The organism is Haemophilus parainfluenzae (assembly GCF_900450995.1).
In the GTDB taxonomy this organism is placed as follows: Bacteria; Pseudomonadota; Gammaproteobacteria; order Enterobacterales; family Pasteurellaceae; genus Haemophilus_D; species Haemophilus_D parainfluenzae_O.
Genome location: NZ_UGHY01000002.1, coordinates 1,611,318 through 1,634,192, shown reverse-complemented (window position 1 = coordinate 1,634,192; position 22,875 = coordinate 1,611,318). Strand labels below are relative to the sequence as shown.

Genomic DNA, 22,875 nt, shown 5'->3' with positions numbered 1-22,875 from the left:
ATTAATTAATTTTTGTAAAGAAACGGTCTAAACGGAAGCCTGTAGGCCACTCATTTGGTTCTTTTTCTAAACTCATCCAAATATAAGTGGCTTTACCCACGATATTTTTTTCTGGTACAAATCCCCAAAAACGGCTGTCATCACTATGATCACGGTTATCCCCCATCACAAAATATTGCCCTTCAGGCACAATCCATTCTGCAGTAGGTAAGCCTTCTTGTGGATAGAATTCAATCCCCGAATAACGGCGCATTGGCTCCACTAAAATCGTGTGTGTCACGTCACCGATTTCCAAATATTCCACTTGCGTTGGGAATGCTGGATTTGTGGGTTCTTGTTTATATTCAAACGCTTTAGTTTGGCAATCTACTTCGCATGGTTTGCCATCTTTACCATAAATCAGTGTTAAAGCACTTTTTTCAACATCAAGGATAATACGGTCGCCGCCTTTACCCACAATACGTTTGATGTAATCCACACCTGACATATTATTTTTAGATGTTAACGCAAGATTTTCAGCATAAGCCGCTCGAGTTGCTCCTAAACTTGTACGAAGTAACGCTTGTTCCGGCGCTTTAAACACAATTACATCACCACGTTCAGGTTTGTTACCTTCAATAATCGTATTTTGGAAAATTGGGTCTTTAATGCCATAAGTATATTTATTAACGACGAGAAAATCCCCTACGCGCAAGGTCGCTTCCATTGATCCTGATGGGATTTGGAATGGTTCAAAAATAAATGAACGCACAAGGAATACCACGGATAACACAGGGAAAAGCGAAGAAATAAATTCTGAACCTTCTGAAATAGGCTCAATTTTCGCTTTTTCTTCATCCGTTAATGCTTTGCCTGATCGTTGTTCTGCACGAGCGATTTGACGACGGCGTCTCGGCATCACGGCAAAGCGGTGATAACACCATAAAATGCCGGAAAGTGCGGTTAAAATCAGCAATAAAATACTGAATGTGTTAGGCAGTTGGAAATAATCTAACGCTTTCCAACCGGCAAAGCCCACGGCTAACAACAGAATAAAAAATACATTCGACATTGCTCTACTTTCCTATTTATCTTTACCTACATGTAAGATCGCTAAAAATGCTTCTTGCGGCACTTCCACATTACCTAAAGATTTCATTCGTTTTTTACCTTCTTTCTGTTTCTGTAAGAGTTTTTTCTTACGGCTCACGTCACCACCATAACATTTTGCTAATACGTTTTTACGCAATTGTTTTACGGTTGAACGCGCAATAATGTGGTTACCAATCGCGGCTTGGATCGCGATATCAAATTGCTGACGTGGAATAAGCTCACGCATTTTTTCAACCAATTCACGACCACGATAAGGGGCATTATCTTTATGAACAATCAACGCTAACGCATCAACACGATCACCATTAATCATGATATCCACGCGCACCATGTCTGCCGCTTGGAAACGTTTGAAACCATAATCTAAAGACGCATAACCGCGCGATGTTGATTTCAAGCGGTCGAAGAAATCTAATACTACTTCGCCCATTGGAATTTCATAAGTTAACGCAATTTGGTTGCCGTGATACACCATATTGGTTTGTACACCACGTTTTTCTACGCAAAGGGTAATGACATTGCCTAAGAATTCTTGTGGCACAAGCATATTACACTCTGCAATCGGTTCACGAATTTCCGCAATATTATTTAACGGTGGCAGTTTTGATGGACTGTCCACATAAACTACTTCACCATTGGTCATTTCGACTTCATAAATTACAGTTGGTGCAGTGGTAATCAAATCAAGATCGTATTCACGCTCTAAACGCTCTTGAATGATCTCCATGTGTAAAAGCCCTAAGAATCCACAGCGGAAACCAAAACCTAAAGCCGTCGAGTTTTCTGGCTCATAGAAAAGCGACGCATCGTTTAAGCTTAATTTACCTAACGCATCACGGAAAGCTTCATAATCGTCAGAGCTAACCGGGAAAAGGCCTGCATAAACTTGCGGTTTTACTTTTTTAAAGCCTGGTAAAACCTCAGTTGCTGGATTATGTTGAAGCGTTAAAGTATCCCCAACTGGCGCACCTAAAATATCTTTAATCGCACAAACTACCCAACCCACTTCGCCGGTATTTAATACTGTCGTATCCACTTGTTTTGGCGTAAAAATCCCTAAACGATCAACGTTGTAAGCCTGTCCGGTAGACATTACTTTGATTTTATCGCCTTTACGCAAGACACCATTTTTAATACGAACCAATGACACCACGCCTAAATAGTTATCGAACCAAGAGTCAATAATCAATGCTTGTAACGGTGCATCAGGATCACCTTCTGGCGCGGGAATTTTCGCAACGATTTCTTCTAATACATCTTCGATACCCACACCGGTTTTAGCCGAACAACGTACAGCTTCCATCGCATCAATACCGACGATGTCTTCAATTTCTTCTGCAACACGTTCAGGATCCGCTGCCGGTAAATCGATTTTATTCAAAATCGGCACGACTTCTAAATCCATTTCAATGGCGGTATAGCAGTTTGCCAAGGTTTGGGCTTCTACGCCCTGTCCTGCATCCACAACTAACAATGCCCCTTCACAAGCTGCAAGAGAGCGTGATACTTCATAAGAGAAGTCCACGTGTCCTGGTGTATCGATAAAGTTTAATTGGTATGTTTCACCGTCTTTGGCTTGATAATTTAAGGTTACACTCTGCGCTTTAATGGTAATACCGCGCTCACGCTCAAGCTCCATGGAGTCCAACACTTGCGCTTCCATTTCACGATCCGAAAGCCCCCACAGGTCTGAATTAATCGGTCAGAAAGGGTCGATTTACCGTGGTCAATATGGGCAATAATAGAAAAGTTGCGAATATTCTTCATAAATAGATTAGTTTTCTCAAAAATCATTAAATTTAACTGGCGGATTGTACCTGAAAAGCACGGAAATCGCTAGGGATGAAAGGGAAAAGTGCGGTCAAATTTTCAAACCTTTTACATAAAACAAAACCCCGAATTACTTCGGGTTTCTTTTTTCATTCAAGCTGAAATTATAGGCTTTCAGTGAAAGTACGAGTAATAACGTCGCGTTGTTGTTCTGGTGTTAAAGAGTTGAAACGTACTGCGTAACCAGAAACACGGATAGTTAATTGAGGGTATTTATCCGGGTTGTTTACTGCATCTTCTAACGTTTCACGACGTAATACGTTTACGTTTAAGTGTTGACCACCTTCAACCTTAACAGTTGGTGCTACGTTTACCGGTAATTCACGGTATTCGATTTGGCCTAATTCGCTCACTGCTACTACTTGGTCTTCTGCGAATTCAGCTTTTGCACATAAACAACGAGCTTCATTTTTTTCGCTGTCTAATAACCAGAATGAGTTTAAAAGATTGTCATTTGCTGCTTGAGTAATTTGAATACCTTTGATCATAAAGAGCCTCCTAATTTGGCGTTTGTATATTTATTAAACTGTGCAAAGTTTATCAAACTATTTGAAGAATTCAATTAATTTTGACCTAAAACAGATTCTTTTTTTCGAGTATTTTTGCAAAATTGATCTAGATTAAGGTTTTTCTCTAAACAAGGCCTCAATACACCTTCTAATTTAACAAGATATTAACATCACTCTTAGGTAAAGCCTTTCTAAGCAATTTCATTTATAATATGCCCAAGCTTATACAATAAGGAAATACAGAATGAAAACTTGGACAGATGTTATCGGTCAAGAGAAAGAAAAACCTTACTTTAAACACATTCTACGTCAAGTACATCAAGAGCGACTAGCAGGAAAAACCATTTATCCACCACAAGACGAAGTGTTTAATGCCTTTAAATATACGGCATTTGATGAGGTGAAAGTTGTCATTTTAGGACAGGATCCCTATCATGGCCCAAATCAAGCGCACGGTTTAGCTTTTTCGGTGAAACCTGAGGTTGCCATTCCCCCTTCTCTACTGAATATGTATAAAGAATTGGCTAACGATATTCCTGGTTTTCAAATGCCAAATCATGGCTATTTGGTGAAATGGGCGGAGCAAGGTGTACTGTTGCTTAACACCGTGCTAACTGTAGAACGTGGCATGGCACATTCACACGCTAAATTCGGTTGGGAAATCTTCACAGACCAAGTAATTGCAGCACTCAATGAATATCGTGAAAAAGTAGTATTTTTACTTTGGGGAAGTCATGCGCAGAAAAAAGGGCAATTTATTGATCGCAATCGTCATTATGTTTTAACAGCCCCGCACCCTTCTCCACTTTCTGCACATCGTGGTTTTCTAGGATGTCATCATTTTTCTAAGACCAACGAATACTTAAAGCAACATGGTTTAGCTGAAATTGATTGGCAAGTTTAAGATTGTGGCTCAACATCAAGCGGGAGATTTTTTTCCCGCTTTTCTTCCTTTTTCTGCTCTCGTCTTTTTTTAAAAAAATCACTCAATTTCTGGCCGCACTTTTCTGCCAGCACGCCAGAGGTAATTTCTAACGTATGATTCATTTTATAATCATCAAAGAAGTGAAAACGAGAACCTACAGCTCCCGTTTTATAATCTGACGCACCAAAGACTAATCGTTTAATCCGGCTATGCAAAATCGCGCCAGCACACATGGTACAAGGCTCTAAAGTGACATAAAGCGTGGTATTGAGCAGACGATAATTTTGAATATTTTGTGCAGCATTACGCAATGCGACAATTTCAGCATGAGCGGTCGGATCATTTTCAATGATAGATAAATTCCAACCTTCACCGAGAATATTTCCTTCATCATCTACCAACACAGCCCCGACTGGAATCTCGCCGAGTGCTTCTGCACGATCGGCAAGCATCAGGGCGTGTTGCATAAATTTCTCGTCTAAATCTGACCGCACTTTGAATGCCTAAACAGAGAAAGGATATTTGATTGGTTCGTGAGATTGATAACCCACCACCTTGAAATCATCCATCGTTACCCAAGTTTCAAGATCTTCAAGGGTTTTAATATCAGGATTAATTTCTAATTGTGGTGAAGGGAATGGTTCACGTTTTAATTGCACATCACGCATTAACTCAAGTTGGTCTTCATAAATATGCGCATTTACAATTTTATGATATGCCTTACCCGGTTTATTGCCGGTAATTTGCGCCATCAAAGCAAGGAAAGTAAAGACCTGGATTTGATTGAAGTTTAAGCCAAGAGGCACATCGCAAGAGCGTTGGTAGCTCGTTAAGTGCAATGTATCGCCTACTAAAGAGAAAGTATGTGTGTGCATGCAAGGACGCAAACAGCCTAGATCAAATTCACCTGGATTGAAGAAAGTCAGGATTTCACCGCGATCATCAATCCCTCGGCTTAAATTGTTCACAATTTTACGAAGTTGATCGATGGTTTCGCCATTCTGTTTACGCCATGCTCTGCCTTGTACGCCATAAACGCGCCCCATATCATCGGTGCCTTTACGATGTGGATTAGCAAGCCAAGCGGCATTTTCATTGGCATTTGCATCCCATGTTTTGGTACCAAGCTTACGGAAATCTGCGGCATTATCATAACCACGGATATAGCCTAAAAATTCCGCAATCGCTGCTTTCCAATAGCTGTTTCTCGTTGTAATTAAGGGAAATTGATTATTGGCAACATCATATTCTAAATCTGCATTAATCACTGTAAGGCAACGCTTTCCTGTGCGCTCGTTAGCAATCCACTCACCTTCATTTACAATGCGTCGACAAAGATCTAAATATTGTTTCATAAAAAACTCCTTACTGATGAACCGCACTTTTCGTGCGATTGTATGCCCATGTCATAATTAATACACCACCGATAATCATCGGTAAGCAAAGAGCTTGGCCACGTGTCATGATGCCTAAGAAAGATTCCACTTCAGGCTCACGGACATATTCAACGATAAAACGAAAAATCCCGTAACCAACCAAGAATAATCCTGCTACCGAACCTGCAGGGCGAGGCTTTTTAATAAAGACATTCAGAATAATAAACAGCACGAAACCTTCTAAAAATGCTTCATAAAGCTGTGAAGGATGGCGAGGCAACAATAATGGATCATTTGGGAAAATCATGGCCCAAGGCACATCGGTTTCTCGTCCCCAAAGTTCTAAATTGATAAAGTTACCAATTCGTCCCATTCCTAAACCAAATGGAATCAAGGGCGCCACGAAATCTGCCGTCTGCCAGAAACTTCTTTTTTGAGAATAAGAAGTCCAAATCATTGAGATAATCACACCAATTAACCCACCATGGAATGACATTCCGCCTTCCCAAACACGGAATAAATACAGCGGGTCTTGCACAAAATGATCAAAATTATAGAAGAAAACATCACCAATACGGCCACCTAAGAACACGCCCATAAAGCCATTAAAAAGTAACGTATCCACTTGATCGACGGTCCAGCCACTGTTTGACTGATTGGCACGACGAACAGCTAACCAACGAGCAAAGATAAAGCCTAATAAATACATTAAACCATACCAACGCAACCCTATATTGCTATCACCTAAAGTGAAAATAGTCGGATCAAAATGTGGCAGCATCAAAAATTCTGAATTCATAACATTCCTTATTTCATAAACATATCAACTGCGATTGCAATTAATAGCAAGGCGAAGCCTTTTTTCAAGGTTGATACAGGGAGTTTTGAGGTCGCTGTTGCCCCTAATTTAGAAGTGAAAAATGAGGAGGCCGTAATGCCGAGCACTGCGGGTAAATAAATATAACCTAGGGAATAATCCGGCATGGAAGGGTTGCCCCAACCACTCACCATAAAGCTAAACATGCCTGATAAACCAAGAAGTGCACCACAGAATGCAGAAGAACCGATGGCTTTTTTCATATCAATCCCGCGGGAATTTAAAAATGGCACGATAAAACCACCACCACCTACGCCTGCTGCGCTTGATGCCATCCCAATTAAAATACCACCAATAACAGAAGCTTGCATTGTTAAAGGTTTGGTTTTCCCTGTGTTTTTCTTAATAGAAATCACCATTTTGGTCGCTAAATACACGACTAAACAGGCAAAGATTTTAGCGGATACCTCACGATCAAGCTTGCCAATAAACAAACCAGAGATAAAGACCGAAATCATGACCATCGGTGCCAATACTTTAACGGCATTCCACTCTATATTGCCTAGTTTATGATGACGCTGCGCAGAAGAAAATCCGGTAATCACAATGGTCGCAAATGAAGTTCCTAATGCCGCGGACATCAACAATGGCTCAGGCACACCTATCATCGGCAATAGATAAACCAAGGTTGGGACAATAATTAATCCTCCACCAATGCCAAATAATCCAGCGAGAAAACCAACAACAGACCCGACAAGCAAACAAAGTAGAATAAAAGTGAGCATTATTGTCCCCTTGACTTATAAGATGAACGTTTTTGATATTTAGAAAAACCACTTTTACGCGGCGCATGATAAGGTTTATTTGCCTCATGCTCTTGCGTATTTTCAAGTAATGTCTTTTCGTTGCCAAACATTACTTGAGCAAACTCTTTCATCGCTTTGCGGTAAACATCTTTCTTAAAGGATACAACCTGACGTACGGGATACCAAAAACTCACCCAACGCCAACCATCAAATTCTGGTGATTTTGTTGTGTTCATGTTAATATTTTTTTCATCACCCACTAATTGCAACAAAAACCAACGTTGTTTTTGCCCAATACACATGGGTTTGCTGTCATAACGCAGCAATCTTTTCGGCAGCTTATAACGCAACCAATGTTTAGAGGCATAAAGCACCTTCACATCTTTAGGTTGCAAGCCAACCTCTTCATATAATTCACGATACATGGCTTGTTCGGCACTTTCATTATCGTTAATCCCACCTTGCGGGAATTGCCACGAATTCTGCCCGTATCGTTTAGCCCAAAGCACCTGCCCTTTGTGATTACAAATGACAATGCCTACATTTGGACGGTAGCCATCAAAATCGATCACTATCGTTCACCTTAAATTTTATACAAAAATAATTTGCAGATTGTTTCATAAATTCGCTTTTTTATCAACCGAATGGGCATATTTACCCTGTTGTGGATAACTTTGTGGGTAACACTTGGATAGTCTAAATTTAACTGTGTATAAAGATCAAAAAATGCTTTTCTCACTTCACTTTTTCATTTTTGCATAACCTTTAATCAAAAAATTTTCCGAAAAAAATGACCGCACTTTTTCTCGTCAAAGTGCGGTCAAAAATTCAGCCATTTTTTAATTTAAACATTCCTTGCTTGGTGAAGAAATAACAGCGGTGAGTTATTCAATATTTCTGTGGATAAAATTGTGATTGAGCAAATGGCGAGTGTTGCATAACTCTTCTCAGCATTTTAGCTTCAATTTTAGAGAGTAAATTTTCGCTTTAATTTCATTAAGATAAGGCTTATTCACAGAAATTATCTTATTCACATTCAATCAAAAATTTTAGTGATTATTTTTTATCCAAGCCTTTTTTGACTAACGCTAAATAGCGTTCCCATTCAAAATATTGACCCGGATCGATCTTACGACCAGGCGAAATATCGCAATGCCCGACGATACGATCGAGCGTTATTTTCGGATAAGCTTGCATGATATCTCGTGTTAATTCAGCAAGTGTTTGGTATTGTTCCACTGTAAAAGGCTGTTCATTACTGCCCTCTAGCTCAATCCCAATCGCAAAATCATTACATTTATCGCGTCCTTCAAAGCAAGAAAGTCCTGCATGCCACGCTCTGTCATCGAAACTGACATATTGTGTCACTCTGCCATCACGTTCAATTAAACAATGGGCTGATACACGAAATTGATAAATCTCTTCAAAATAAGGATGGATAGTGGGATCGAGTTTGCCTTGGAAAAAATCATCTACATATCCACCACCAAATTGTTCTGGCGGCAAGCTAATGTAATGAATGACGAGTAATGAAATATCCTCTACATCAGGACGTTCATCAAAATGTGGTGAAATCACTTTTCTTGTCTGGCTTAACCAGCCATTTTTTATCTTATTCATCTGTTTTTCTGCGATTAAATTTCATTTTTGCGATCTCGATCGCAAAAGGAGTGCGGTCAGTTTTACTTTCATTTTTCCCTTTTACACAATGTTGCAGCCAAAATTCTGGCATTTTTTTATTCCACCAAAAGGAAATTAATTTAATGAAACTGACTTTTTCTAAACCTTTACATAAAGGTTTTACATTAATTGAATTGATGATCGTGATTGCGATTATTGCTATTCTCGCGACGATCGCCATTCCGTCGTATCAAAATTATACCAAAAAAGCAGCCATCTCCGAATTGTTGCAAGCTTCGGCGCCTTATAAATCTGATGTGGAGTTATGCGTCTATAGCACCAATGTCCCGACAAACTGTTCAGGTGGTTCAAATGGCATTGCAGCAGACATCACTACTGCAAAAGGCTATGTTAAATCCATTACCACGAAATCGGGTGTGATTACGGTAACAGGAAATGGCACATTGGATGGGATCAGTTATTCATTAACTGCAGCAGGCTCTACCTCAGCAGGTGTCACTTGGACGACAGCCTGCCCAAGTAATGCGGATTTATTCCCAGCAGGTTTCTGCTCTCCAGCTAAATAGCGAAATATGGCTTATCAAGCAATGGCAAAAAATGGCGAGATTTATCAGATCTCGCCACAATATTGGCAACAAAACCAACAGCAACAAGCTTTGCTGTTACGTTACTTTGCGCTCCCTCTTAAAGAAGACGAACACCATTTATGGCTTGCGGTGGATTCGCTGAATAATCTTGCAGCTTGTGAAACCTTTGCTTTTTTAAGTGGAAAATTAGTTGAACCGATTTTATTTGAAACACATCAACTCAAACAACTTTTACAATCCCTTGCACCGAAAGCCAATCAAATAGAAGAACAAGCGACGTTTTATTATCATTCAGAAGATGAAAGCACCGCTAATTTATCTAATGATGATGAACCCGTTATTCAATTATTAAATGGTATTTTTGAAACCGCCCTACAAAAAAATGCCTCCGATATTCATTTAGAAACTCAGTCAAATGGGCTTTTAGTTCGTTTGCGTATTGATGGCGTACTTCAATCACAGCCGATTATCAGTAAATCGCTCGCCAATCGTGTGATTTCTCGTTTAAAACTCTTAGCCAAACTGGATATCAGTGAAACTCGGCTACCACAAGATGGCCGCTTTCAATTCAAAACGACGTTCTCCGATATTTTAGATTTCCGCCTTTCTACCTTGCCCACGCATTGGGGAGAAAAAGCGGTATTACGATTACAACAAAATAAACCTGTTCAATTAAGTTTTGCTGAACTTGGCATGACACAAAAGCAACAAAGTCAATTTCAACATGCACTCAGCCAACCGCAAGGTTTAATCCTGGTGACTGGACCAACGGGAAGCGGAAAAAGTATCTCACTTTATACCGCACTTCAATGGCTCAATACGCCAGATAAACATATTATGACGGCAGAAGATCCCGTTGAAATTGAATTGGAAGGCATCATTCAAACTCAAGTGAATCCGCAAATCGGTTTAGATTTTAGTCGATTACTTCGTACATTTTTACGGCAAGATCCCGACATTATTATGCTTGGTGAAATTCGAGACGAAGAAAGTGCATTAATGGCATTAAGAGCCGCTCAAACTGGCCATCTAGTACTTTCTACCTTGCATACCAATGATGCCATCTCAGCAATTTCGCGCTTACAGCAATTAGGCATTCAATCTCACGAAATTGAAAATAGTCTCTTATTAGTTATCGCACAGCGATTGGTGCGCAAACGTTGCTTAAAGTGCAGTCAAGAGTTTGGTGATTCTTGTGATTGCCATCAAGGGTATCAAGGGCGTATTGGGGTGTATCAATTTTTACAATGCGAAAACAACCGTTACCAAACCGATTTTGACTCACTTTATCAAAGCGCGTTAGAAAAAGTAAAAGATAACATCACTGATCTCGATGAGATTCAACGCGTGTTAGGCAAAAAATAGGAGTCTCTATGACAAAGCAAAAACTCTTTTACTTCCAAGCCTATGATCAGCGGCAACAATGGCAAAAAGGTAGCCTTGTTGCTCAATCTAAACAAGCTGCTCAATTCCAGTTAATCGCAAAAGGTTTTAGCCACATTCGCTTGCAACAAGATTGGCAACTTAATCAGAAACCTAAAAATGCAGAAATCAGTGCCTTATTGAATCAACTGGCTACATTGCTCAATTCTGCCATTCCATTAAAAAATGCATTACATATTTTGCAAGACAACTGCACACAATTGGGTTTGCATCAGTGGCTTAGCGCCTTAATTGAGTTAATTGAAAGTGGTCTTCCGTTTTCACAAAGCTTGGAAATACAAGGAAAGTATTTAAATTTTCAAGAAATTCAGCTCATTCAGGTGGGAGAAATGACAGGAAAACTGGCAGAGGTATGCACTAAAATTGCAGAGCGTCGAACGCAATCATTAACGCTTCAACGCAAATTGCAAAAAATTATGCTTTATCCAGCCATGGTATTAGGTATTTCGCTTTCACTTACGTTGATTTTATTACTTTTCGTTGTACCACAATTTGCTGAAATGTATGGCAAAAACTCTGCTGAGTTACCCACATTGACTGCCGTATTATTAGCGATGTCTCAATTCCTACAACATCATTTTGTTGCGTTAATGATTGCCTGCACTTTCGCTATTTTTATGTTGAAGATGGCATTAAAACATTCCCTTTGGCTGAATCAAAAAAAGAATGCACTAATTAGTCGCATGCCAATTTGGGGCAATATCATTTGCCTTTCTCGCCTAATCAGTTTTAGCCATAACCTCCAATTAATGCTTCAATCCGGAGTGGCATTAACGCCTGCGTTAAATAGCTTCCTCCCCAAACAACAAACCTGGCAAACACAACGTACCTTAAAAGGCGATATCCTGCTACAACAAGAAGTGCGATCAATTTTACAATGGGTTTCTCAAGGTTACCCTTTTTCTGAAAGCGTCAGTAGTCACCTTTTCCCAATGGAAGCACAACAAATGCTACAGATTGGAGAAAAAAGTGGAAAGCTTGCGTTGATGTTGCGTCATATTGCTGATAACTATCAAGAAAAACTCAATCATCAAATTGATTTACTTTCCCAACTTTTAGAGCCTTTAATGATGCTCATCATTGGTAGTTTAATCGGTATTATTATGATGGGCATGTATCTGCCAATTTTTAATATGGGATCCGTAATCCAATGATGATATTCGCCTTTTTCTTATTAGGTGCTTTAGCGGGTATCTTTGCTTGGTTTTATATCGATCGCTTTATCCCCAATCTCCAACAAGAAATTTATCAAAACTATATCGAACTTTATCCTGAAAACAGTCCTATTTTCCATGGCGAAAAAGCGGCGATTCAATCTCAAAAGTGCGGTCATATTTTCCTTTATTTTTTAGGGTTTGGACTCTGTTTTGCTGCACTCTATTATTTTATTCAGGATGAATTATTTACTTTATGGCTCGCGATTACGCTTAGTCTACTTTTTGTTATCAGTTGGCTAGACTGGCATTATCAACTGATTTCACCGACACCTTGCCTCTTTTTATTTTTCCTAGGTTTATTCGGCGCACATCAAGAATTTTCAATTCTGACGCTTTCTCAAAGTTTAGAAAGCTCGGTTAGTTTTTTCGGTTTTTTTTATATTATCTATCATTTGTCTAAATGGTTTTACAAGAAAGAAGCGTTAGGCCGTGGCGATTATTGGCTCGCTTTAGGAATCGGCACTTATCTCACCATCACGCACTTACCGCTTTTCTTATTCATCGCCTGTCTATTCGGTATCATAGTCTATTGGATTTCTCGTAAGCCCATTTTACCTTTCGGTCCCTTTCTTTGCTTATCTTTAATCATCACCAGTGCAATAAGCTTATAAATGTAATATATTGGCAACATTGAAAAATATTGTGTTTAAGGGATAGATGTAAAACATCCCCCCTAAATCAAGTAGAAAGGAATATTATGACTTATATTGTGGGCCTCACTGGCGGCATCGGTAGTGGAAAAAGTACGATTGCAAATCTTTTTGTTGAACTTGGTGTACCCATTGTTGATGCTGATATAGTGGCAAGAGAAGTGGTTGAAAAAGGCTCGCCGCTGCTTACTCAAATTGCTGAGCACTTTGGAAAATCGATTCTGACTGAAGAAGGTGAATTAAATCGGGCCGAGCTACGAAAAAAAGTATTTGCAGACGAAAATGAGAAAAACTGGCTCAATCATTTATTACATCCCGCGATTCGCGAAAGAATGTTAGCACAGTTAAACAGTCAGAATGCTCCTTATACGTTATTTGTCGTCCCACTGCTCATTGAAAATAAGCTCACCACGCTTTGCGACCGCATACTTGTTGTCGATGTAAAACCTGAAACTCAGCTGGCTCGTGCATCATCAAGAGATCATAATAATATTCAGCAAATTCAAGCCATTATGAATGCACAAGTCAGCCGTGAAGAACGATTAAAATGGGCAGATGATATTATTTCAAATGATGCAAAATTGCCTGAAAACTTACCGCACTTAAAACAAAAAGTGCTAGAATTACACCAATTTTATTTAAGTGAATCGAGAAAGAAAAATGTCTGATGAAATTTTTGAAGTCCCCTGCCCGACATGCCAAAAGCCTGTACCTTGGACACAGGAAAGTCAATTTCGCCCTTTTTGTAGCAAACGTTGCCAACTCATTGATTTAGGGGAATGGGCTGCAGAAGAAAAAGCCATTCCAAGTGATACTGCAGATTTTGCCATGGATCCCAATCTCAGTGATGAATGGAGTATCAAATGAGTCTTCAGCATCACGATAATGCTGAATAGGGAGAGTTTTTCTTACTCGATGAACAAGGCAAGAAAATCGCGAAACTCACCTATTTTTATGAAACACCCGATACCATTAATGCTAATCATACGTTTGTTGATGATTCTCTTCGAGGACAAGGTGTAGCAGACAAACTCTATCAAGCCTTAATTCATTTTATCCAGGCTAAAAAGCTCACTTTGCACCCAACTTGTAGCTATATTGCAAGAAAATGGGAACGACCCCAATCTGCTCAATCACAAGCTTAATCCTATTAATAAACGTGTCGTTTTTAAGGATATTTTTCTGACTTCGTGCTATCCTTAGCCCCATTTATTTATGAGAACTATTATTTATCATGCAAGAAAATTATTTAAGTCAGCAGCGATTTGCTGATCTTCCATTACATCCTATCGTACAAAAAGCCCTACAAGACAAGGGATTTGAATATTGTACCCCGATTCAAGCGTTATCATTACCGATTACCTTACAAGGAAAAGATGTTGCTGGCCAAGCACAAACTGGCACGGGTAAAACCATGGCATTTTTAACAGCAACATTTCATCACTTATTAACGCATCAACCTGATTTTATCACCAATCAACCTCGTGCATTAATTCTTGCCCCAACCCGTGAACTGGCTGTACAAATTAATAATGATGCAGAATTGTTAGCTAAAACAAGTGGATTACGAACCGCTCTTGCTTATGGTGGTGATGGCTATGATAAACAGCTCAAAGCTATCGAAGCCGGTGTAGATATTTTAATTGGCACTACTGGCCGAGTGATTGATTATGTTAAACAAGGTATTATTCGTTTAGATGACATTCAAGTTGTGGTACTAGATGAAGCGGATCGCATGTTTGATTTAGGATTCATTCGTGATATTCGTTATTTATTACGCAAGTGTCCTTCTCCGCAAGAACGCCTCACCATGCTCTTTTCTGCTACGCTCTCTTACAAAGTACGTGAACTTGCCTTTGAAGATATGAATTCCCCAGAATACATTGAAATTGAACCAGAACAAAAAACGGGGCATCGAATTAAAGAAGAACTCTTCTATCCGTCAAATGAAGATAAAATCCCTCTCTTACTCACGTTAATGGAAGAAGAATGGCCGGAGCGTTGTATTGTCTTTGCAAATACTAAACATAAATGTGAAGAAATTTGGGGCTATTTAGCGGCGGATGGGCATCGTGTGGGATTACTCACAGGGGATGTAGCACAGAAAAAACGCCTTTCATTGCTCAAACAATTTACCGATGGTGAGCTCGATATTCTCGTTGCAACTGATGTTGCTGCGCGTGGATTGCATATTTCAGACGTGACTCATGTTTTTAACTTTGATCTACCCGATGACCGAGAAGATTACGTTCACCGTATTGGCCGTACTGGTCGAGCAGGTGAAAGTGGGGTGTCTATCAGCTTTGCTTGTGAAGAATATGCGATGAATTTACCGGCAATTGAAGAATACATTGGTCATTCTATTCCGGTCAGCCAATATGACCCGAATTCATTGATTAGTGATATTCCAAAACCTTATCGTTTAAAACGCAATCCTGTACCTCAAATGCGAAATACTACAGCACGAAAAACAAACTATCGTCGTAAAAACTAAAAAAAGCTGATGAACTCCTTCATCAGCTTTTTTTACGATTAATGCAATCCGACTCTTCGACGTGCAGTACGCATCAATAAGAAAACCCATGGCCATAACACACCTGATGCAATGGCACCAAAGATTTCCTGCCAGTTGAAAAATGCCCCATGCAAAGAGAATTCAACCAAGAAAATAGCTACTCGAATCGCAAAAACGAAAAGAAGTACCAATAAACTTTGGAACCAAAGAGAAAGGTTGCGCAAAATTAGGTAATATTTGGAAACAAAATAGAAGGCGACTGAAAGTACCAGTGCATGAACCCCAAGAATAGAGCCTAGCACAATATCCCATAAAACCCCCAGTAAAAACGCCCAACCAATGCTTACTCTATCAGGTAAAGCAAGCGTCCAGTAAAGTAAAACTAAAACCAACCAAGACGGTTTAAAAGCTTGAAAGCCTGCAGGCCATGGTGCTAATTCCATAATTAATGCCACAACAAAGAAGCATAAAATGGTCGCCCATTGAAAAATAAAACGCCCTTGCATTAGTCTTCTTCCCTATGTTGTTGCTGATCTGGAGAAATGGGTTCCTCTTGTTGAGGCATTGTGGTCGGAATGTCAGGATCCACAATTTCTTTTCCTGTATGCGGCTGTACGCCATCCTCTTGATCATCTGTAATTTTGGTTTTACTCACTGAATGAGTTGCTTCATTAGCTTGACTTTCTAAACGTTGCTGTACAAGGCGACGCACTTCTTCTGGTGACATGGATTTGACTTTCGACATATCAAGATTGCTCGGCCAAAGTAAAAGCAAATAACGTAAACGATCTAACTCAGCCAAAGGTTTCGCTTTCACCGTTGCAAAGTAATTTGAGCCATCACGAGAGACGCTTTGCACAACAGCCACAGGATAGCCTTCCACAAAACGGCCGCCCAAACCGGAAGTCACCAATAAATCGCCTTTTTCAATATCCACAGAACGAGGCACATTATCTAAGGTAAGTTCATCTGAGTGCCCTGTGCCACTCGCGATCACGCGCACATCATTACGTAAAACTTGCACTGGAATTGAATGGGTCACATCGGTCAAAAGTAATACTCGGCTTGTATTCTCGCCGACAGATATAATCTGTCCGATCATCCCTTTTTCATCAATCACTGGCTGACCGACATAAGCACCATCACGTTCACCTTGATTGATCACCACTTGCTGACGATAGACGTCGGTTTCTGCTGTGAGCACTTCTGCAATCTTTTTATATTCATCGGTGCGTAAAGGCGAATTAAGCAGTAAACGAAGACGTTGGTTTTCTACCTTGAGTTGGTCCAATAATAAAAGATCGGCATTTTTCTCACGCAACTGCTCACGCAATACTTTATTTTCAATAAGCAGTTTATTGGTATCCACCAGGTTACTTGATACACCATCTAGAACCGTTCTTGGCCCATTCGCAAGGTAATACAAGCCCCCCACAGCAGTTTCCATGACACTACGCGCCTTCGTCATTGATGAGGTTTGCCCATCAACTAAAATGAGTGTCATCGAAGCAATCACTGCTAATGCGAGTCGAATACCTAATGGTGGTGCTTTACCAAAAATGGGTTTCATTCACTGTCCTAGGGTTGAAAGGAAAAGTGCGGTCAAAAAATCAGACGAATTAAAAACGCCGATTTTTCTGACCGCACTTTTAGAGATTAAATTTCGTCGCTAAAAATATCGCCGCCGTGCATATCAATCATTTCGATTGCTTCACCACCACCACGAGCTACACAAGTTAATGGTTCTTCTGCGATGATTGCTGGTACGCCACATTCTTTTGATAACAATATATCAATGTTGCGTAATAAGGCACCACCACCCGTTAACACCATACCGCGTTCAAAAATATCTGCGGCGTGTTCTGGTTGGCATTCTTCAAGCGCTGTACGTACCGCTGCAACAATACCATTTAATGGTTGTTGAAGGGCTTCTTGTACATCACGAGAAGTTAATTTGAATGAACGTGGTGCACCTTCCGCAAGATTGTGACCGTGCACTTCCATCTCTAAAATTTCATCGCCTTCTTGAATGTACGCTGTACCAATTTCATGCTTGATACGCTCTGCAGTTGGCTCACCAATAACGGAACCAAAAGTACGACGAACATAAGAGATGATCGCTTCATCAAAACGGTCACCACCAATACGTACAGAAGATGAGTACACGATACCGTTTAAAGAAATCACCGCCACTTCAGTGGTACCACCACCGATATCAATGACCATTGAACCAATCGCAGTAGAAACTGGCAAGTTTGCACCGATAGCTGCCGCCATAGGCTCTTCAATTAAATACACTTCTCGTGCACCTGCACCTAATGCTGATTCTTTGATTGCACGACGTTCAACTTGAGTTGCACCAGCTGGTACACAAACGAGTACGCGCGGGCTAGGACGCATAAAGTTACCGCTATGTACTTGCTTGATAAAGTATTGCAACATTTTCTCTGTCACAGAGAAATCAGCAATTACACCATCTTTCATCGGACGAATAGCCACGATACTTTTTGGGGTACGACCAAGCATTTGTTTTGCTTCTTTACCTACTGCCGCAATACTTTTGTATGCGCCCATACGGTCTTGACGAATTGCCACCACTGAAGGCTCATCAAGTACGATGCCTTGGCCTTTTACGTAAATTAATGTATTTGCTGTACCTAGATCGATAGAAAGATCGTTTGAAAATAAACCACGAATTTTTTTGAGTAACATAAGAATTCCGTCATTAGTTTGGTGAAAAATTACTCATTTCTGAGCATAGAAAAAAATTGTGCTAAATGTACCAAAAAATTGAGTTTGATAACAGGATTTTTTACTTTGTTCATCTACACTTACCTCACTATTTTTTCTAACAAGGTAAGTGCAGTCAATTTTAATGGTGTTTTAAACGAGATTTCGGGCAATGAATCTCCACTCGCCATTGCCTAAAATCATCAATTGTTGCTGATGGAAAGCTTGTAAAGTTGAACGATGCCCCACGCTAATAACCGTTGTATTAGGTAAACGTTCTTTTAATAGACGATACATCGTATCTTCTAAGCCTTCATCCATACTCGCAGTTGCCTCATCCAAGAAAGCAACGTTTGGTTTATGCAATAACAAACGAGCGAAAGCCAAACGTTGTTGCTCACCGAGAGAAAGAATACGTGTCCAGTCTTGTTCTTGATCTAAACGATCTTGTAAATGCCCTAAAGACACTTGTTTTAATACTTCAATCATCTCATCATGATTAAAGACCTTTTCTTCATTCGGATAAGCCAGTGCAGTCAATAAACTACCTTGTGGTAAATAAGGTTTTTGCGATAAGAAAAGCTGGTAGGTTGGACAATATACATCCCCTTCAGAATACGCCCACAGCCCTGCCACGGTTCTCAACAACGTGGTTTTCCCCACGCCTGAATTACCTTGGATTAATAGGGTTGAACCTTTTGGCAGAGTTAAATTTAAATTCTCAATTAAGGTTTTTCCAAATGGATTACTGATGCTTAAATCCTTAAAGATCACGTCTGTTTCGTGTTCATGTAAATGCGACGTAGATTGACGATTCGCCATATCAATCGCATAACTAAAGCCTGTTAAACGATCTAATGTGGCTTTGTATCCAGCAAAACCATCGTAAGAATTACGGAAGAACGAAAGATTTGAATGCAACTTACCAAATACTTGTAGCGTTTGCATAAGATCGCCGAGTTTAATTTGCTTCTCGAAATAACGTCCCACTTGAATGAGCAAAGGGAACACAACCGAAACTTGGCTAACCACTAGGTTAAAACCAGAAAATTTTAAAGTTCGATAAACAATATCCCACATGTTATTGATCACCGATCCGAATTGTTTATAAAGTTGGCTACTCTCGACTTTCTCACCCGCATAAAATGCTACACTTTCTGCATATTCTTTGATACGAATTAAAGAATAACGATAGTTAGCGTTTAAGCGTTCGTTGACGAAATTCAACATAATTAACGGACGTCCTAAACGGAATGCAATCGCAGTAGTGATAATCACATAAGTGAACACCAAGAACACCATCATACGAGGAATTTCAGTACCAAATACAATCATCGGCCCCGCTAATCCCCACAATAAGATCGTGTAAGAAATCATCGAGGTGACAGCATCAATCACACCAGTGCTTAAGGAAAGCGAAGTTCTCACATAAGATTGCACATCTTGTTGAATACGTTGATCGGGGTTATCTAAGTTAGCAGAAACATACTGGGTTTTATAGTACGCACGATTATCCATCCATTTACCTACTAACTGACTATTCAACCATTCAATCCAATTAATAGAAAAGCGTTGTTCTAAATAGTAGCTAAGTAATGCCGTCATGACTGAGCTTGTCGCAATCACACAAAACAGCACCATTTGATCCCAAAACACAGGTTCATTAAATTCCTGTAAGGATGTGTACATATTGTTATACCACTCGGAATGCACCAAGCTAATACGCACACTGACCAATGTCATCGCCACAATTAACAAGAAAAATAGCAGAGGTTTAATACTTCGGCGTGGTGAAAGATACCCACCCGCAAATTGCCAAAATTGTTTACCCCAATGGGTAAAACGGACTAATAAGAAAATACCAAAGCTAAACACGACAGCTGTCATCGCTAGTGTTTTTACTATCCATAAAAGCGAATTAATGGCCTCTTGAGCGTAATCCATAATCAACCTATAAAATCAAAAAAGTGCGGTCATTTTAGGCGGTGTTTATTTTTAAGCAAGAAAAAATGTGATGGATATAACATTTTTTGACTTTGTTACAAGCGGGTAGGAAATCAAATTGATATAATCCAAAATAGTTAAATTTTTAATAAATTAGAGGTCGGTATGAGTGAAACTGCGATTACCATTAGTTTGCTTGCCCTCGTTGCCGTAATTGGTCTATGGATCGGGCATTTTAAAATTAAAGGTGTAGGATTAGGTATTGGTGGCGTATTATTTGGTGGTATTTTGGTTGCCCATTTTACTACGCAATATGGCATTAAACTGGATAGTCATACGTTACATTTTGTGCAAGAGTTCGGCTTAATTCTGTTTGTTTATACAATTGGTATTCAAGTAGGACCGGGCTTTTTTGCTTCCTTACGGCAATCAGGATTAACCTTAAATGGGTTAGGGATCTTAATTGTTGTGCTCGGTGCGTTAGTGACGATTCTCATTTATAAGTTTGCAGATATTCCCCTTGATGTCGCACTTGGTATTTACTCCGGTGCTGTCACAAATACGCCATCTCTCGGTGCAGGTCAGCAAATTCTGTCAGAATTAGGCATGTCGCAGACGACGTCTAACATGGGGATGGCCTACGCCATGGCCTATCCTTTTGGGATTTGTGGTATTTTGCTTTCTATGTGGCTTATTCGTCTTTTCTTTAAAATTAAAGTGGATGAAGAAGCAGTAAATTTTGAAAAAGAAAGTGGTCACGATAAAGAAGCCCTCAAAAGCATGTCTCTGAAAGTCACCAATACTAATCTTAATGGTATCCATTTGATTGAGATTCCTGGTTTTGATGATGAAGATGTCGTATGCTCTCGCTTGAAACGAGGTGAGCTCGTCATTGTGCCAAAAGCGGATACCGATGTTCAACTTGGCGATATTTTACATTTGGTCGGTAATCCTGAAGGGTTGAAAAAAATGCACCTAATTATTGGGGAAGAAGTAGATATCCCTGTAGCAAGCTTGAGTGGCGAAATTCGTTCTGAACGCGTGGTCGTGACAAATGAAAAGGTTCTAGGGAAACAAATTCGTCATCTTGGCATTCATCAAAAATACGGTGTAGTGATTTCACGTTTAAATCGTGCCGGTGTGGAACTGGTACCAACTGCGCATACAACACTTCAATTTGGTGATGTATTGCATATGGTTGGCAAAACCGACATTCTCAATCAAGCCATTTCAGTTATTGGAAACGCCAAACAGAAACTGCTACAAGTACAAATGTTGCCAGTATTTATTGGGATTGGGTTAGGGGTATTACTCGGCTCCATTCCTTTCTATATTCCAGGTTTCCCTGTGGCATTAAAATTAGGTCTTGCTGGTGGACCATTAGTTGTCGCGTTAATCCTAGCTCGAATTGGCTCTATCGGTAAACTCTATTGGTTTATGCCGCCAAGTGCTAACTTAGCTTTACGAGAAATTGGTATTGTGCTCTTCCTCGCTGTGGTGGGTTTAAAATCTGGTGGTAGCTTTGTGGACACACTCACCAATGGTTCTGGTCTTGAATGGATGGGCTACGGTATTTTTATCACACTCGTACCATTAATGATTGTGGGTGTTATTGCGCGTTTATATGCTAAATTAAACTACCTTTCACTTTGTGGTTTATTGGCGGGTTCGATGACGGATCCTCCTGCGCTTGCTTTCGCCAATGAACTGAAAGAAGGAAGTGGTGCTGCTGCACTCTCCTATGCGACAGTCTATCCGCTCACAATGTTCCTGCGGATCATTTCACCACAATTGTTAGTGATTCTTTTATGGGTTTAATACCCTTTCAAACTTGGGGCAGTATCACTGCCCCAATATTTATGCTAAGCACCATTACAATCATAAAACAATTCAAATAAAATCCGCCCTAAGCCTACCCCTTTCCCTCATTCAATGATAGAATTCACCGCTTTATTCAAATAGGAAAAGAAATGTCATTAGTTGAATTTGTAATTGATAAACTCGATGATTTAAAAGGCACAGAAATTGTGCATTTTGATGTAAAAGGCAAATCATCGATTACTGAAAATATGATTATTTGTACCGGCACATCTAGCCGTCAAGTCTCTGCTATGGCCGATAACCTTATTGCGGAATGTAAAAAAGCCGGTTATGAGACCTTTGGTGAAGAAGGTCGTAATACGGCTGATTGGATCGTGGTCGATCTCGGTCAAACTATCGTACATATTATGCAACGTGATGCACGTGAGATGTATCAGTTAGAAAAACTTTGGGCATAGAGTGCGGTCAATTTTGATTGTGTTTTGAAAGGGAAAAGGATGAAAATCACATTAATCGCTGTGGGCACAAAAATGCCAGCTTGGGTGACAACTGGATTCGAAGAATACCAACGTCGTTTTCCTAAAGATATGCCTTTTGAACTCATTGAAATTCCAGCAGGCAAGCGTGGAAAAAATGCGGATATTAAACGCATCTTAGAACAAGAAGGTAAAGCGATGCTTGCCGCTTGCGGAAAAGGCAAAGTGGTGACATTAGATATTCCAGGCAAACCTTGGACAACGCCACAACTTGCTGAACAATTAGAGAGTTGGAAAAACGATGGTCGTGATGTGTGTTTGCTTATTGGTGGACCTGAAGGTTTATCCCCTGAATGCAAAGCTGCGGCAGAACAAAGCTGGTCACTTTCTCCGCTCACAATGCCACATCCATTAGTGAGGGTTGTCGTGGCAGAAAGCTTATACCGTGCCTGGTCGCTAACCACAAATCATCCTTATCACAGAGAATAACGCGTTA

At 40.0% G+C, this 22,875-nt stretch carries 23 protein-coding genes and 2 pseudogenes; 12 read left to right on the top strand and 13 right to left on the bottom strand.

Annotated elements, in window-relative coordinates:
- Position 1: 1 nt before the first annotated feature.
- From lepB to grcA, 3 genes and pseudogenes are all read right to left on the bottom strand, one after another.
- Positions 2 to 1,051, bottom strand: a complete 1,050-nt coding sequence (gene lepB, locus DX522_RS08355) for a signal peptidase I (protein ID WP_115180465.1) — start codon at positions 1,049 to 1,051, stop codon at positions 2 to 4.
- A 12-nt stretch (positions 1,052 to 1,063) separates the two neighbouring features.
- A pseudogene (gene lepA, locus DX522_RS08350) lies at positions 1,064 to 2,859 on the bottom strand (translation elongation factor 4).
- A 167-nt stretch (positions 2,860 to 3,026) separates the two neighbouring features.
- Positions 3,027 to 3,410 carry an autonomous glycyl radical cofactor GrcA gene (gene grcA, locus DX522_RS08345; RefSeq protein WP_005697846.1) on the bottom strand — a complete coding sequence of 128 codons (384 nt, stop codon included), beginning with the start codon at positions 3,408 to 3,410 and terminating at the stop codon, positions 3,027 to 3,029.
- Positions 3,411 to 3,660: 250 nt separating this feature from the next.
- Between grcA and ung the strand changes: the two genes are divergently transcribed.
- Positions 3,661 to 4,335, top strand: coding sequence for a uracil-DNA glycosylase (gene ung / locus DX522_RS08340; RefSeq protein ID WP_262054294.1), 675 nt, complete (start codon positions 3,661 to 3,663; stop codon positions 4,333 to 4,335).
- On the opposite strand, the gene tadA is transcribed toward ung, so the two are convergent.
- From tadA to ampD, 6 genes are all read right to left on the bottom strand, one after another.
- Positions 4,332 to 4,850 carry a tRNA adenosine(34) deaminase TadA gene (gene tadA, locus DX522_RS08335; protein WP_111304820.1) on the bottom strand — a complete coding sequence of 173 codons (519 nt, stop codon included), beginning with the start codon at positions 4,848 to 4,850 and terminating at the stop codon, positions 4,332 to 4,334. The two genes, ung and tadA, sit on opposite strands and share 4 nt — an antisense overlap.
- A gap of 9 nt (positions 4,851 to 4,859) precedes the next feature.
- On the bottom strand, positions 4,860 to 5,711 hold the full coding sequence (locus DX522_RS08330) for a thymidylate synthase (protein WP_115180463.1): 852 nt from the start codon (positions 5,709 to 5,711) through the stop codon (positions 4,860 to 4,862).
- 10 nt (positions 5,712 to 5,721) lie between these two features.
- Positions 5,722 to 6,531: a prolipoprotein diacylglyceryl transferase gene (gene lgt, locus DX522_RS08325; protein WP_115180462.1), complete on the bottom strand. Its 810-nt coding sequence runs from the start codon at positions 6,529 to 6,531 to the stop codon at positions 5,722 to 5,724.
- Between the two features lie 8 nt (positions 6,532 to 6,539).
- Entirely contained in the window at positions 6,540 to 7,334 is a 795-nt protein-coding gene (locus DX522_RS08320; RefSeq protein ID WP_115180461.1) for a sulfite exporter TauE/SafE family protein, read from the bottom strand.
- Positions 7,334 to 7,927, bottom strand: coding sequence for an RNA pyrophosphohydrolase (gene rppH, locus DX522_RS08315; protein ID WP_115180460.1), 594 nt, complete (start codon positions 7,925 to 7,927; stop codon positions 7,334 to 7,336). Before rppH ends, DX522_RS08320 begins: the two co-directional genes overlap by 1 nt.
- Positions 7,928 to 8,411: 484 nt before the next feature.
- Positions 8,412 to 8,975: a 1,6-anhydro-N-acetylmuramyl-L-alanine amidase AmpD gene (gene ampD, locus DX522_RS08305; RefSeq protein ID WP_115180459.1), complete on the bottom strand. Its 564-nt coding sequence runs from the start codon at positions 8,973 to 8,975 to the stop codon at positions 8,412 to 8,414.
- A 143-nt stretch (positions 8,976 to 9,118) separates the two neighbouring features.
- Between ampD and DX522_RS08300 the strand changes: the two genes are divergently transcribed.
- From DX522_RS08300 to rhlB, 8 genes and pseudogenes are all read left to right on the top strand, one after another.
- Positions 9,119 to 9,562, top strand: coding sequence for a prepilin-type N-terminal cleavage/methylation domain-containing protein (locus tag DX522_RS08300; RefSeq protein ID WP_115180458.1), 444 nt, complete (start codon positions 9,119 to 9,121; stop codon positions 9,560 to 9,562).
- Between the two features lie 6 nt (positions 9,563 to 9,568).
- Complete coding sequence (locus DX522_RS08295) at positions 9,569 to 10,948, top strand: GspE/PulE family protein (RefSeq protein WP_115180457.1); 1,380 nt, start codon at positions 9,569 to 9,571, stop codon at positions 10,946 to 10,948.
- A gap of 8 nt (positions 10,949 to 10,956) precedes the next feature.
- Entirely contained in the window at positions 10,957 to 12,180 is a 1,224-nt protein-coding gene (locus DX522_RS08290) for a type II secretion system F family protein (protein WP_115180456.1), read from the top strand.
- Positions 12,177 to 12,854 carry a prepilin peptidase gene (locus tag DX522_RS08285; RefSeq protein WP_115180455.1) on the top strand — a complete coding sequence of 226 codons (678 nt, stop codon included), beginning with the start codon at positions 12,177 to 12,179 and terminating at the stop codon, positions 12,852 to 12,854. The genes DX522_RS08290 and DX522_RS08285 overlap by 4 nt, the downstream gene beginning before the upstream one ends.
- Positions 12,855 to 12,940: 86 nt before the next feature.
- Positions 12,941 to 13,561, top strand: coding sequence for a dephospho-CoA kinase (coaE, locus tag DX522_RS08280; protein ID WP_115180454.1), 621 nt, complete (start codon positions 12,941 to 12,943; stop codon positions 13,559 to 13,561).
- On the top strand, positions 13,554 to 13,760 hold the full coding sequence (gene yacG, locus DX522_RS08275; RefSeq protein ID WP_005695505.1) for a DNA gyrase inhibitor YacG: 207 nt from the start codon (positions 13,554 to 13,556) through the stop codon (positions 13,758 to 13,760). Before coaE ends, yacG begins: the two co-directional genes overlap by 8 nt.
- Positions 13,757 to 14,038 (top strand): annotated as a pseudogene (locus DX522_RS08270) (GNAT family N-acetyltransferase). The gene yacG and the pseudogene DX522_RS08270 overlap by 4 nt, the downstream one beginning before the upstream one ends.
- Positions 14,039 to 14,127: 89 nt before the next feature.
- Positions 14,128 to 15,387, top strand: coding sequence for an ATP-dependent RNA helicase RhlB (gene rhlB, locus DX522_RS08265; protein WP_115180453.1), 1,260 nt, complete (start codon positions 14,128 to 14,130; stop codon positions 15,385 to 15,387).
- A 38-nt stretch (positions 15,388 to 15,425) separates the two neighbouring features.
- On the opposite strand, the gene mreD is transcribed toward rhlB, so the two are convergent.
- From mreD to DX522_RS08245, 4 genes are all read right to left on the bottom strand, one after another.
- Complete coding sequence (mreD, locus tag DX522_RS08260) at positions 15,426 to 15,914, bottom strand: rod shape-determining protein MreD (RefSeq protein ID WP_014064067.1); 489 nt, start codon at positions 15,912 to 15,914, stop codon at positions 15,426 to 15,428.
- Complete coding sequence (gene mreC, locus DX522_RS08255; protein ID WP_070582548.1) at positions 15,914 to 16,978, bottom strand: rod shape-determining protein MreC; 1,065 nt, start codon at positions 16,976 to 16,978, stop codon at positions 15,914 to 15,916. The genes mreD and mreC overlap by 1 nt, the downstream gene beginning before the upstream one ends.
- A gap of 86 nt (positions 16,979 to 17,064) precedes the next feature.
- Complete coding sequence (locus DX522_RS08250) at positions 17,065 to 18,120, bottom strand: rod shape-determining protein (protein WP_049362275.1); 1,056 nt, start codon at positions 18,118 to 18,120, stop codon at positions 17,065 to 17,067.
- 171 nt (positions 18,121 to 18,291) lie between these two features.
- A complete protein-coding gene (locus DX522_RS08245; protein WP_115180452.1) occupies positions 18,292 to 20,082 on the bottom strand; it encodes an ABC transporter ATP-binding protein/permease in 1,791 nt (596 codons plus the stop codon).
- Positions 20,083 to 20,247: 165 nt separating this feature from the next.
- Here DX522_RS08245 and DX522_RS08240 point away from each other — a divergent pair, with 165 nt between their 5' ends.
- The 3 genes from DX522_RS08240 to rlmH all read left to right on the top strand — a co-directional run bounded on the left by DX522_RS08240 (position 20,248) and on the right by rlmH (position 22,868).
- Positions 20,248 to 21,900: a putative transporter gene (locus DX522_RS08240; RefSeq protein ID WP_115180451.1), complete on the top strand. Its 1,653-nt coding sequence runs from the start codon at positions 20,248 to 20,250 to the stop codon at positions 21,898 to 21,900.
- 152 nt (positions 21,901 to 22,052) lie between these two features.
- Positions 22,053 to 22,361, top strand: coding sequence for a ribosome silencing factor (gene rsfS / locus DX522_RS08235; protein ID WP_005695495.1), 309 nt, complete (start codon positions 22,053 to 22,055; stop codon positions 22,359 to 22,361).
- Between the two features lie 39 nt (positions 22,362 to 22,400).
- Complete coding sequence (gene rlmH, locus DX522_RS08230; RefSeq protein ID WP_115180450.1) at positions 22,401 to 22,868, top strand: 23S rRNA (pseudouridine(1915)-N(3))-methyltransferase RlmH; 468 nt, start codon at positions 22,401 to 22,403, stop codon at positions 22,866 to 22,868.
- Positions 22,869 to 22,875: the final 7 nt, after the last annotated feature.

Bases quoted from the DNA above. Each gene is read 5' to 3' on its own strand.
- lepB (WP_115180465.1), bottom strand. From the start codon at position 1,051: ATGTCGAATGTATTTTTTATTCTGTTGTTAGCCGTGGGCTTTGCCGGT.
- grcA (WP_005697846.1), bottom strand. From the start codon at position 3,410: ATGATCAAAGGTATTCAAATTACTCAAGCAGCAAATGACAATCTTTTA.
- DX522_RS08330 (WP_115180463.1), bottom strand. From the start codon at position 5,711: ATGAAACAATATTTAGATCTTTGTCGACGCATTGTAAATGAAGGTGAG.
- lgt (WP_115180462.1), bottom strand. From the start codon at position 6,531: ATGAATTCAGAATTTTTGATGCTGCCACATTTTGATCCGACTATTTTC.
- DX522_RS08320 (WP_115180461.1), bottom strand. From the start codon at position 7,334: ATGCTCACTTTTATTCTACTTTGTTTGCTTGTCGGGTCTGTTGTTGGT.
- ampD (WP_115180459.1), bottom strand. From the start codon at position 8,975: ATGAATAAGATAAAAAATGGCTGGTTAAGCCAGACAAGAAAAGTGATT.
- DX522_RS08300 (WP_115180458.1), top strand. From the start codon at position 9,119: ATGAAACTGACTTTTTCTAAACCTTTACATAAAGGTTTTACATTAATT.
- DX522_RS08295 (WP_115180457.1), top strand. From the start codon at position 9,569: ATGGCTTATCAAGCAATGGCAAAAAATGGCGAGATTTATCAGATCTCG.
- DX522_RS08290 (WP_115180456.1), top strand. From the start codon at position 10,957: ATGACAAAGCAAAAACTCTTTTACTTCCAAGCCTATGATCAGCGGCAA.
- DX522_RS08285 (WP_115180455.1), top strand. From the start codon at position 12,177: ATGATGATATTCGCCTTTTTCTTATTAGGTGCTTTAGCGGGTATCTTT.
- coaE (WP_115180454.1), top strand. From the start codon at position 12,941: ATGACTTATATTGTGGGCCTCACTGGCGGCATCGGTAGTGGAAAAAGT.
- yacG (WP_005695505.1), top strand. From the start codon at position 13,554: ATGTCTGATGAAATTTTTGAAGTCCCCTGCCCGACATGCCAAAAGCCT.
- rhlB (WP_115180453.1), top strand. From the start codon at position 14,128: ATGCAAGAAAATTATTTAAGTCAGCAGCGATTTGCTGATCTTCCATTA.
- mreD (WP_014064067.1), bottom strand. From the start codon at position 15,914: ATGCAAGGGCGTTTTATTTTTCAATGGGCGACCATTTTATGCTTCTTT.
- mreC (WP_070582548.1), bottom strand. From the start codon at position 16,978: ATGAAACCCATTTTTGGTAAAGCACCACCATTAGGTATTCGACTCGCA.
- DX522_RS08250 (WP_049362275.1), bottom strand. From the start codon at position 18,120: ATGTTACTCAAAAAAATTCGTGGTTTATTTTCAAACGATCTTTCTATC.
- DX522_RS08245 (WP_115180452.1), bottom strand. From the start codon at position 20,082: ATGGATTACGCTCAAGAGGCCATTAATTCGCTTTTATGGATAGTAAAA.
- DX522_RS08240 (WP_115180451.1), top strand. From the start codon at position 20,248: ATGAGTGAAACTGCGATTACCATTAGTTTGCTTGCCCTCGTTGCCGTA.
- rsfS (WP_005695495.1), top strand. From the start codon at position 22,053: ATGTCATTAGTTGAATTTGTAATTGATAAACTCGATGATTTAAAAGGC.
- rlmH (WP_115180450.1), top strand. From the start codon at position 22,401: ATGAAAATCACATTAATCGCTGTGGGCACAAAAATGCCAGCTTGGGTG.